Genomic DNA, 10,032 nt, shown 5'->3' on the forward strand with positions numbered 1-10,032 from the left:
ATTTCTTCAAAGAAATCGGCGCTTGCGGGCGGTCGGGATTCCGGCAAGCCTGCGGGGCATGAAGCTGGAACGACCCGAACACCCCGCCCCTGTCGATGCCGCCGACCGCAAGGGCATTCGCCCGGTGATCTGCTACCCGGTGGAAGGCCTGCCACGCCCTGACCTCGCCGCCTACCGCGCGGCGCGGGAGGGGTGGAGTCTGGTGGCGGAGGTGCTGGTGCCGCCGCGCGAGGCGAGGACGTTCGAGGTTCCGGCGGGCTGGTTTTTTCGCATCGTCAGCGTGGAAGGCCCGCAGGTGGGCGATCTGAACCTCTTCGCGGCGGAGAACCTTGGCGAGCGGTTCTTCTCGGGCAAGACGCGGGCGCTGCATGGCACGCACCTGTCGACCGGGGACCGGATGTGGTCCTGCCTGCCCCATTTAAGGCCGATGGCGACGATCACCGACGATACGCTGGACTGGTACGGCTTCGATGCTTTCGGCGGGTCGGTGCATGACGTGATCGGCACGCGCTGCGATCCCTATACCCATGCGCTCTTGTCGGGGGGCGAGCAGTATCACCACTGCTGCCATTCCAACCTGACGCGGGCGGTGGCCGACCATTGGGGCCTGCCCGCGAAGGCGGCGGAGTTGCATGTGCATGACGTGCTGAATGTCTTCATGTGCACCGGCTTCACACGGGAGACCGGGCAGTATTTCATGAAGGCCTCGCCCGTGCGGCCGGGCGACCATCTGGAATTCATGGCGGAGATCGACCTTCTGGGCGCGCTCTCGGCCTGTCCGGGCGGAGACTGTTCGGCGGAGCATTCCTCGGACGTGGCGGCCTGCCATCCGCTCAAGGTGCAGGTCTTCCGGCCCAAGGCGCCTCCGGTCGGGTGGGTGTCACCGGGACCGAATGCTTACGACCGGAGCCACGGTCAGGAGTAGCGTTCCACCGTCGCGGCCTGGTGGTCGTCGTAGCGGTCGCCCCAGGCCCAGCCGATGGGAAGGAGGCGGTCGATTTCGTCGCGGTCGTCGTCAGTGAGGTCGATCTCGGGGGCCATGGCCCAGGCGCGCAGGTGGTCTGCCGTGCGGGTGCCGGGGATCGGGAGGATATGCGGCGCGCGGTCGAGGAGCCAGGCGAGGGCGAGGGCGGCGGGGGTCCGGCCGCGCTGATGGGCATAGGCGTGGAAGGCGTCGAGGCTCGCCTTGTTGTGCGGCCAGTTCTCGGGGTGGAAGCGCGGGATGCGGGTGCGGAATTCCTTCGGTGCGAAGGTGGCGGGATCGGCCATCGGCGTGCCGAAGGCGCCGCGGGCGAGGGGAGAAAAGGGGACAAAGGCGACGCCCAGGCTGGCGCAGCGCTGGATCAGGCCAAGCTCGGGCTGCCTTGTCCAGAGCGAGTATTCGTTCTGGACGGCCATGACAGGGTGGATGGCATGGCAGCGTTCCAGCGTGTAGGGGCCGATTTCCGACAGGCCGTAGCCGAGGATTTTGCCTTCTTCGTGAAGGCGTTGCATCGTGCCCGCAAGGTCTTCCGCCGGAACCTGCGGGTCATGGCGATGGGCGTAGAAGAGCGTGACATGGTCGACCCCAAGACGCTGCAGCGAGCCTTCGAGTTCGGCGCGCAGGTGGTCGGGGCGGTTGTCGATGCGGCGGGCGGGGTCGTCGGAGAAGGCGGCCTTGGTGGCGATGTGGGGGCGGTGGCGAGAGGTCTTGAGCCATTGGCCGATGACGGTTTCGCTGATGCCCTCGCCATAACGGTTGGCGGTGTCGAGGAAGGTGATCCCAACATCCCAGGCGGCGTCGAGGGCGCGGAGCGATTCGGCCTCGGTCGTCGGGCCGAACATGCCGCCGAACGAGAGGCAGCCCAGGCCGAGGGCCGAGACCTGGGGTCCGTTCTTGCCAAGCTGCCGCTGCCGCATCGCCGTCTCCTGCCGTTTGGCGGCAGAAGACGGGACGCGGCGGTAATGGTCAAGCGTTGACGAAGTGCAGGCCCTGGAAGCGGGCGCGCAACGCCTTGGTGCGCGGGGCGACGGTTTCCGGGGCGTTGGAACGCAGGCCCTCGGCGATCAGGGCGGCGAGCGCCGGGGCGTCGGCGGGGGTGACGCCACGACGGACAAGCTCGGGCGTGCCGATGCGCAGCCCGTTGAGATCCCCCGCAACCTCGGCGATGGGCAGGCCGATGCCGCAGGCCAGGAAACCGGCCTTGCGGAGGGTCTTGGAGGCCGCCTGACCGCCGCCGAAGGCTGCGGCCTCGACGGCGAACTGGTGCGAGGTGGTGGCGCCGCGATCGGCGGCGAAGACCGGGAGGCCGAGTTTCGTCAGTTCTCCGGCCAGCGCGCGGGAAAGGTCGACCATCGCCTTGGCGTAGGCGGCCCCGTGGTCGCGCCAATCGAGGAAGGTATAGGCCAGCGCGGCGGACTTGGCGGCGTCGAAGTTGGCGGTCAGGCCGGGGAAGGCAATCGCATCAAGGCGTTGCGCGATTTCGGCTTCGTTGGTGACGATCAGGCCGCCGGCGGGGCCGCCGAGCGACTTGTAGGTGCTCATCGTCATCAGATGCGCCCCTTCGGCCAGGGGGTCGGGAAAGGCTTCGCCCGCGATCATCCCGCACTGGTGGGCGGCGTCAAACAGGACCTTGGCGCCGACCTGATCGGCGATCTTGCGGACCTCGGCCACCGGATGCGGGAAGAGGTTCAGACTGCCGCCGACGGTGATGATCTTCGGGCGGACCGCGTGGGCCAAGTCGTGAAGCGCCGCCAGATCAACGGTGTAGCCATCGGCGTCGATGGGGGCGGGGTGGGTGGTCAGCCCGTAGAGGCCCGCGCATCCGGCAGCGTGATGGGTGACGTGGCCGCCGATGGTGCCGGGCGGCGCGATGATGCTGTCACCGGGTTTCGCCAGCGCCATGAAGCCGTAGAGATTGGCGAGCGCGCCCGATGCGACGCGGATTTCGGCATAGCGCGCGTGGAACACCTCGGCAGCGAGTTCGGCGGCGATGACTTCGATTTCCTCGATGGCTTCCAGTCCCATCTCGTACTTGTCGCCGGGATAGCCAAGCGAGGGGCGCGAACCGATGCCGGAGGCCAGCGCTGCCTCGGCCTTCGGGTTCATCACATTGGTCGCGGGGTTCAGGTTGAAGCAGTCCTGATCGTGGATCTCTCGGTTCTTCGCGATGAGGGCGTCAAGCCGCCCGGAAACGCTGGCCGATGCTTTGCCAGCATCGGCGGCGAGGCGCTGGATGTAGGTTTCGCAGGCGGTGGGAACCCAGGGGCGGGGAGCGAGATGGGGCATGGCGGTCTCCTTTCGAGGAAGCCTAGCCAGCGCCGGGCTTGCGCACAAATCAGTTCTGCGGAAAATTAGGGTCAGGAAAGTTGAGCCATGCCCGTCGCCCCGCCACCCCTGACCCGGTTGCCACTGAACGCGCTGCGTGCCTTCGAGGCGGCGGCGCGGACCGGGGCTTTCACGCTCGCGGCGGCAGAACTGGGGGTGACGCCCGGAGCGGTGACGGCGCATGTGAAGGCCCTGGAGGACCGGCTGGGGGCCGCATTGTTCGAGCGGCAGGCGCGGGGGGTGCGGCTGACGGGTCTGGGGCTGGCGGCGGTGGAGGAACTGACCGGGGCATTCGATGCGCTGGCCGGGGCGGAGGCGCGGTTGCGCGCGTTGGCGCTGCCGCAGGAGGTGCATATCGCCACCTTGCCCGCGATTGCGCAGCTGTGGCTCTCGCCCCGGCTCCCGGCGCTGAGGGCGGCGGCGCCGGAGATTTCGGTTTCCATCACCGCGCTTGAGGCCCCGCCGAACCTGAAGCGCAGCCTGCATGACCTGAGCCTGTTTCCGGCGGAAAGCGGTGGCAGGCTGGTGGCTGAGGATGCGCTGTTTCCCGTGTGTTCCCCGGGTTTGGCGGCGCGGTTGGCGCGGCTGGACGACCTGTCCGGACTGCCCTGCCTGTCGGATACGGCCTGGGACCGGGACTGGGAGGTCTGGTTGGAGGCGGTCGGTGTCAAGGTGGCGGTGCGGGGGCCGGTCTTCTCGCTTTATGCGCTGGCGGTGGAAGAGGCGGTGAACGGTGCCGGCGTGCTGATGGGGCACGGGCCGCTGGTCGCCGGGCACCTGGAACGGGGTGCGCTTGTCGCGCCGTTTCCGCAAAGAGTCAGGCTGATGGAGGGATTCCGGCTGTGGTCCGCCCGCCCGATGCAGCCGGGAAGTGCGGCGGTGCTGGTGGCGGAGTTTCTGGTCGGGACTGGGCAATAGCAAAAGATCCAGGAGTTTTCTAGAAAATTCCTGGGCTTGTCCCGCGCTTTGGCCCTCTGGCCTAGCCGGAGGCCGCTTCCAGCGCGATCTCGATCATGGAGCCGAAGCTGCGTTCGCGCTGGTCGGCGGGCAGCGCCTCGCCCGTGGTGATGTGGTCGGACACGGTGAGGACCGCAAGCGCCCGGGCGCCGTGACGTGCGGCGACCATGTAAAGCTCGGCCGCTTCCATCTCGACCCCCAGGCAGCCGTGGCGGAGCAGTTGTTCGGACAGGTCCGGGCGTTCGTCGTAGAAGGTGTCAGAGGAGTAGATGCCGCCGACATGGACGGGGGTGCCCTTCGCGGTGGCGGCCGCGTAGGCCTTGGACAGCAGGCCGAAATCCGCGCAGGGGGCGAAGTTCAGCTCCTTGAAGATGGTCCGCGAGGGGGAGCCGATGGTGGAGGCGGTCTGTGCGAGGATCACGTCGCGGACCTTGACATGCGTGGGCAAGGCTCCTGCAGAGCCGATGCGGATCAGCGTTCTTGCGCCATAGTCGCGGATCAGTTCGTTGGCATAGATCGAGAGCGAGGGCATCCCCATGCCCGAGCCGTGGATGGTGACGCGGTGGCCGTTCCAGATGCCGGTGTAGCCCAGCATCCCGCGGACCTCGTTCACCAGGACGGCGTCCTTGAGAAAGGTCTGCGCAGCCCAGCGGGCGCGGTAGGGGTCGCCGGGCAGAAGCACGGTTTCAGCGATGTCCCCGGGCTTGGCGCCGATGTGAAAGGTCATGTCCGCGTCCCCCTGCGGGAGTCAGGGTTTGCGCGCGCGCCCTGCGTTCCCGTACTTCTTCCGGTCCAACTGCACTGTTCCGTGGCCTTGTCTGCCTGTAGACAAGCGAGCGGCCTGCGACATTAATGCGGCGCGCGCTTGCGACGGGCAAGAGCGGAAACGTTGGTGGTGCTGGACTTGCGCTGCCACCGAGCCGCATGAGGCGGATCGACGCCGACCCCGCACGCTCACGGGTCGGATTGCGGCCCGCGCCTGAAGGGGGCTCGAGGTAGCTTAATGCCCTTGCGCGGCGAGGGTGCTGAAGCTCGCGCGGTTGCCGCAGAAATGCGCTTCGGACGGTCGGGCGGCGTCCCCCTTGGCCAGCACGCGCGCGCAGGCACCACGGTCGGCGCAATGGCCGCAGACGGTGAGGAGGTCGATCCATTGCAGGTGATCGCGCTTCAGCTCCAGCTCGGAGATGCCGAAGATGCGGCCCATTGCCGTGACACGTTCGCTGATGTCGCGCGGCATGTTCAGGAAGCCGATGACCTGCTCCCGGCTCATCCCGATGTCATCAAGCTCCTGATCGGACAGCGCGTTGACTTCTTGCACCGCGTGCAGGCGGTCGATGAGGTTGCGGATGCGGTGGAACATGGCGGGCTCCGGCTGGGCTGTGTGCCACCAGGATAGGCCCGGATCGGGCCCATGGGCCTTGATTTACGTCAAGCCTTTTGGGGTGGCAGGTCACTCTCGTTGAGGGATTTCCATCAACGCACTGCGCGCAAGGAGCGAAAGGCGGGCGATCTATTCAGCGGCGACCTGGGCCGGATCGGCCAGTGTCACGAGGTCGAGCATGATGCGGTTCAGCTGGAAATCCTTCGGCGTGTAGACCTGGGCCACGCCCATCGCTTTCAGGGTCTTCGCATCGTCGTCGGGGATGATGCCTCCGACGACGAGGGGTTGGCTGAGGCCCGCCTCTTGCATCAGGTCCAGCGTTTCGCGGATGAGCGGAAGGTGGCTGCCGGAGAGGATGGAAAGGCCGATCACATCGGGGGCCTTTTCGGCGGCGGCGGCGACGATTTCCTGCGGAGTCAGGCGGATGCCGTCGTAGGTGATCTCGATCCCGCAGTCGCGGGCACGGGCGGCGATCTGCTCGGCGCCGTTGGAATGACCGTCGAGGCCGGGCTTGCCGAGGAGAAGGCGGAGCGGGCGGCCGAGCTTTGTCGCCACGGCAGCCACGGCGTCGCGGACGGGCTCCAGGCCTTCGGTGCGGTTCGAGGGGTTGCGGGAGACGCCGGTCGGGGCGCGGTATTCGCCGTAGAGTTGGCGCATCGTGCCGCCCCATTCGCCGGTGGTGACGCCGGCCTTTGCGCAGGCGATGGAGGCGGGCATGATATTCTCGCCCGACCGGGCGGCCTGCCGCAGTGCGGCGAGGGCTTCGGCGACCTTCGCCGGGTCGCGGCTTGCGCGCCAGTCGGCGAGGCGGGCGCATTGGTCGGCCTCGGCCTTGGGGTCGGCCGTCATGATCGCGCCGTCGCCGGTGGCGAGCGGCGAGGGTTCGGTGGTGGTGAAGCGGTTGACGCCGACGACGCTGGTCTCGCCGGATTCGATCTTCGCGAGGCGTTCGGCATTGGCTTCGACCAGGCGGGACTTCATGTAGGCGATGGCGGCGACCGCACCCCCCATCGCATCGATATGGGCAAGTTCCTCAAGCGCGCCACGCTTGAGGCTTTCGACCTTGCGGTCCACGGCGGGGTTGCCGTCGAAGAGGTCGTCGTATTCCAGAAGGTCGGTCTCATAGGCCAGGATCTGCTGCATCCGCAGCGACCATTGCTGGTCGAAGGGACGGGGCAGGCCAAGCGCCTCGTTCCAGGCGGGCAGCTGGACGGCACGGGCGCGGGCGTTCTTCGACAGCGTGACGGCCAGCATTTCCAGGAGGATGCGGTAGACGTTGTTCTCTGGCTGCTGTTCGGTGAGGCCGAGCGAGTTGACCTGGACCCCGTAGCGGAAACGGCGGAAGCGGGCGTCGGTGATGCCGTAGCGGGTTTCCAGAAGCTCGTCCCAGAGGGCGGTGAAGGCGCGCATCTTGCACAGCTCGGTCACGAAACGGATGCCGGCATTGACAAAAAAGGACATTCTCCCCGCCATTGAGGGGAAATCTGCCGCTGGAACTTTCACTTTCAGATCATCGAGCACAGCGCAGGCAGTCGCCAGCGCGAAGGCCAGCTCTTGCTCCGGCGTGGCCCCGGCCTCTTGCAGGTGGTAGCTGCACACGTTCATCGGGTTCCACTTCGGCAGGTGCTTGCCGGTATAGGCGGCGACGTCGGTGATGAGCCGAAGCGAGGGTTCGGGCGGCAGGATGTAGGTGCCGCGCGAGAGGTATTCCTTGATGATGTCGTTCTGCACGGTGCCTTGCAGGGCGGCGATGTCGGCGCCCTGTTCCTCGGCCACGGCGATATACAGCGCCAGAAGCCAGGGGGCGGTGGCGTTGATCGTCATCGAGGTGTTCATCTGCTCCAGCGGAATGTCACGGAACAGCGTGCGCATGTCGCCGAGATGGGCGACGGGGACGCCGACCTTGCCAACCTCGCCCCGCGCGCGGGGATCGTCGCTGTCATAGCCGGTCTGCGTGGGCAGGTCGAAGGCGACGGAGAGGCCGGTCTGACCCTTGGCGAGGTTGCTGCGATAGAGCGCGTTCGAGGCGGCGGCGGTGGAGTGGCCGGCATAGGTACGGAAGAGCCAGGGCTGGTCCTTGGTCGGCTGGGTCATCGCGGCACCTTCAGGCAAGATAATTCCCGTGAAGGCAACCTATTCGGAATAAACTTGCGCGTCCAGATGCTGCACTGCAAAAAATTCGGGGCCGGGAGTCCGCGATCCCGGCCAGGGTGGCCTCAGTTCGCGGCGAAGCAGTAGAACAGCCCGTCGCCGCCGGTGCCGCGCAGGGCTTCCATTCCGCAGCCGCCGCGCGAGGCGTGCGACGAGTTCCAGGATTTCGCCGCATCCGAGTCGTCGAGGCCCATGCGGTCGTGGTGGCCGACCATTCCGGCGGCCTCGACGGCATCGCTGGTCCAGTCCTCGCAGGTCTGCCCGGTGGCCACGGTGCCGTCGGGCAGCGAGCCGGTCAGCATGTCGTGGCGGTTCGGCTCGTCGCCGCGACCGTTCACCACCTCGCCCTTCTCGTTCAGCGCGGTGTCCTTGGTGAGGGCGTTGTCCGGCCCGTGCAGCGCGTCGACGCTGTCGGCGATGGTCACGCCGGCGGCGTTGACCCAGGGACCGGCGCCGATGCGGTCTCGGGCGTTCTCGGTCGAGGTCGAGAGATAGGCCCGCCAGGTCTTGCCGGTAATACCGGCAGCCTCGGCCAGCGCGGCGCAATGGGCGTCGGCCCCGGCAAGACCGCCCAGGTTGCCGCCGCTGCCGGGATTCGTGCTGGTGACGAAGAAGCTCATGCCGGGATCCTGCGCCTGCGCGGCGGTGGCGGCCAGCGCGACGCCGCACGCGAGGGTGATGGTTGCGAACCTCATCTGCCGTTTCCTCCATGTTTCTGCCGGGACCAGCACCGGCGGGCGCAGGGTAACACAGCCCGCGCCGCATCCTTTTGTCACGCCTTGGTGAGCAGGCGATCCCCGCCAAAGATCATCGCGGTGGCGGGGCGGGCGGCGTTCCGCTAAGCCTTGGAGACCAAACGGAGGGTGTCCACACCGCATGATGAGAACGGTCGAACTGCCGCTCTGGCTGTTCCTGCTGATCATCGCCTTCGCGGTGACCTCTTTCGTCCTGCATTTCCTGTTCCCCTCGGTGCGCTGGTTCTTTCGCCGCCGGGCCGAGAAGGCGCTGTCGCGGTTGAACGCGCGGCTGGACCGGAAGATCGACCTGTTCAAGCTGGCGCAAAGGTCGGACATGGTGGCGCGGCTGGCCTATGACCAGAAGGTGGTCGAGGCGGCGATGCTCCATGCGGCGGAAACCGGGGTGCCGGGGGAGGTCGCCTTCGAGGAGGCGCATCGCTATGCGCGCGAGATCGTGCCCGGGTTTTCGGCGACGGTCTATTTCGGCTTCGGCACGCGGGCGGCGAAATGGCTTTCGCGGCTGCTGTTCCGGGTGCGGGTCGGCAAGGTCGACCGGGCGCTGGAGCGGATCGACCCGAAGGCCACGGTGATCTTCGTGATGAACCATCGGTCGAACGTCGACTATGTGCTGGTGACATGGCTGGTCGCCGGGCGATCTGCCGTAAGTTACGCGGTGGGGGAATGGGCGCGGGTCTGGCCGCTGTCGGCGCTGATCCGGTCGATGGGGGCCTATTTCATCCGGCGGGGCAGCCGGAATGCGCTCTATCGCAAGGTGCTGGCGCGCTATGTGCAGATGGCGACCGAGGAGGGCACGACGCAGGCGATGTTCCCGGAAGGGGGGCTGTCGCTGGACGGGCGGGTGGGACCGGCGAAGCTGGGGCTGATCAGCTATATCGTCGAGGGCTGGACGCCCCTGTCGCGCGACGTGGTCTTTGTGCCGGTGGGGCTGGCCTATGACCGGGTGCTGGAGGACCGGGTGCTGGTCGAGGCGGCGCAGTCGGGCACGCGGCGGTTCAGGAACCGGCCGCTCTGGGTGGCGCTGCACGCGCTGCGCTTCCTGTGGGCGCGATTCCGGGGGCGGACGAAGGGATTCGGGACGGCGGCGGCGGGGTTCGGGGCGCCGGTCAGCTTGCGCGATCATCTGGCGGCGGGGGGCACGGTCGAGGCGCTGGGCGAGCGGTTGATGGCGGCGATTGCGGCAGTGGTGCCGGTGCTGCCGGTGCCGCTGGTGGCGAAGGCGCTGGGCGAGGGGACGGCGAGCCGGGACGAGCTGCTGGCGCGGGTCGAAGCGCTGGTCGGGGGCCTGACGGCTGCTGGGGCGGTGCTGAAGCTGCCGCCGCAGGGCCTGGGCGCGGCACTGGACGAGGGGCTGGCGCCGCTGATCCGGCGCGGGCTGGTGAGCGAGGGGTTGCAGCCGGTGGCAGCGGAGCGCGCGCTTCTTGCGTTCTATGCCGCCTCGGTGCCGGACATCGGTGTCGCTGCGACGCCGCAGACATAAA

The 10,032-nt window shown here is 67.8% G+C and carries 9 protein-coding genes; 3 read left to right on the forward strand and 6 right to left on the reverse strand.

What is annotated here, in order from left to right; genetic code table 11:
• The first annotated feature begins 58 nt into the window (after window positions 1-58).
• Window positions 59-925, forward strand: a complete 867-nt coding sequence (locus tag JNJ68_RS00340) for a DUF1989 domain-containing protein (protein ID WP_294977629.1) — start codon at window positions 59-61, stop codon at window positions 923-925.
• On the opposite strand, the gene JNJ68_RS00345 is transcribed toward JNJ68_RS00340, so the two are convergent.
• Together JNJ68_RS00345 and JNJ68_RS00350 are read right to left on the reverse strand one after the other, a co-directional pair.
• Entirely contained in the window at window positions 916-1,899 is a 984-nt protein-coding gene (locus tag JNJ68_RS00345) for an aldo/keto reductase (protein ID WP_294977631.1), read from the reverse strand. The genes JNJ68_RS00340 and JNJ68_RS00345 overlap by 10 nt on opposite strands.
• Window positions 1,900-1,948: 49 nt before the next feature.
• Window positions 1,949-3,268 carry an aminotransferase class I/II-fold pyridoxal phosphate-dependent enzyme gene (locus tag JNJ68_RS00350; RefSeq protein WP_294977632.1) on the reverse strand — a complete coding sequence of 440 codons (1,320 nt, stop codon included), beginning with the start codon at window positions 3,266-3,268 and terminating at the stop codon, window positions 1,949-1,951.
• An 87-nt stretch (window positions 3,269-3,355) separates the two neighbouring features.
• Here JNJ68_RS00350 and JNJ68_RS00355 point away from each other — a divergent pair, with 87 nt between their 5' ends.
• Window positions 3,356-4,225 carry a LysR family transcriptional regulator gene (locus JNJ68_RS00355; protein ID WP_294977633.1) on the forward strand — a complete coding sequence of 290 codons (870 nt, stop codon included), beginning with the start codon at window positions 3,356-3,358 and terminating at the stop codon, window positions 4,223-4,225.
• A gap of 61 nt (window positions 4,226-4,286) precedes the next feature.
• On the opposite strand, the gene deoD is transcribed toward JNJ68_RS00355, so the two are convergent.
• From deoD to JNJ68_RS00375, 4 genes are all read right to left on the reverse strand, one after another.
• Entirely contained in the window at window positions 4,287-4,991 is a 705-nt protein-coding gene (gene deoD / locus JNJ68_RS00360) for a purine-nucleoside phosphorylase (RefSeq protein WP_294977635.1), read from the reverse strand.
• 273 nt (window positions 4,992-5,264) lie between these two features.
• On the reverse strand, window positions 5,265-5,624 hold the full coding sequence (locus tag JNJ68_RS00365; protein ID WP_294977637.1) for a DUF6455 family protein: 360 nt from the start codon (window positions 5,622-5,624) through the stop codon (window positions 5,265-5,267).
• A gap of 150 nt (window positions 5,625-5,774) precedes the next feature.
• Entirely contained in the window at window positions 5,775-7,739 is a 1,965-nt protein-coding gene (locus JNJ68_RS00370) for a methylmalonyl-CoA mutase family protein (RefSeq protein ID WP_294977639.1), read from the reverse strand.
• 122 nt (window positions 7,740-7,861) lie between these two features.
• Window positions 7,862-8,491: a hypothetical protein gene (locus JNJ68_RS00375; protein ID WP_294977640.1), complete on the reverse strand. Its 630-nt coding sequence runs from the start codon at window positions 8,489-8,491 to the stop codon at window positions 7,862-7,864.
• A gap of 181 nt (window positions 8,492-8,672) precedes the next feature.
• Between JNJ68_RS00375 and JNJ68_RS00380 the strand changes: the two genes are divergently transcribed.
• A complete protein-coding gene (locus tag JNJ68_RS00380; RefSeq protein ID WP_294977641.1) occupies window positions 8,673-10,031 on the forward strand; it encodes a 1-acyl-sn-glycerol-3-phosphate acyltransferase in 1,359 nt (452 codons plus the stop codon).
• Window position 10,032 lies beyond the last annotated feature (1 nt).

Source organism: Tabrizicola sp. (genome assembly GCF_016793705.1).
Classification (GTDB): Bacteria; Pseudomonadota; Alphaproteobacteria; order Rhodobacterales; family Rhodobacteraceae; genus Tabrizicola.

What these genes read in the sequence shown, in the direction of transcription:
- JNJ68_RS00340 (WP_294977629.1), top strand. Translation starts at nt 59, where the DNA reads ATGAAGCTGGAACGACCCGAACACCCCGCCCCTGTCGATGCCGCCGAC.
- JNJ68_RS00345 (WP_294977631.1), bottom strand. Translation starts at nt 1,899, where the DNA reads ATGCGGCAGCGGCAGCTTGGCAAGAACGGACCCCAGGTCTCGGCCCTC.
- JNJ68_RS00350 (WP_294977632.1), bottom strand. Translation starts at nt 3,268, where the DNA reads ATGCCCCATCTCGCTCCCCGCCCCTGGGTTCCCACCGCCTGCGAAACC.
- JNJ68_RS00355 (WP_294977633.1), top strand. Translation starts at nt 3,356, where the DNA reads ATGCCCGTCGCCCCGCCACCCCTGACCCGGTTGCCACTGAACGCGCTG.
- deoD (WP_294977635.1), bottom strand. Translation starts at nt 4,991, where the DNA reads ATGACCTTTCACATCGGCGCCAAGCCCGGGGACATCGCTGAAACCGTG.
- JNJ68_RS00365 (WP_294977637.1), bottom strand. Translation starts at nt 5,624, where the DNA reads ATGTTCCACCGCATCCGCAACCTCATCGACCGCCTGCACGCGGTGCAA.
- JNJ68_RS00370 (WP_294977639.1), bottom strand. Translation starts at nt 7,739, where the DNA reads ATGACCCAGCCGACCAAGGACCAGCCCTGGCTCTTCCGTACCTATGCC.
- JNJ68_RS00375 (WP_294977640.1), bottom strand. Translation starts at nt 8,491, where the DNA reads ATGAGGTTCGCAACCATCACCCTCGCGTGCGGCGTCGCGCTGGCCGCC.
- JNJ68_RS00380 (WP_294977641.1), top strand. Translation starts at nt 8,673, where the DNA reads ATGATGAGAACGGTCGAACTGCCGCTCTGGCTGTTCCTGCTGATCATC.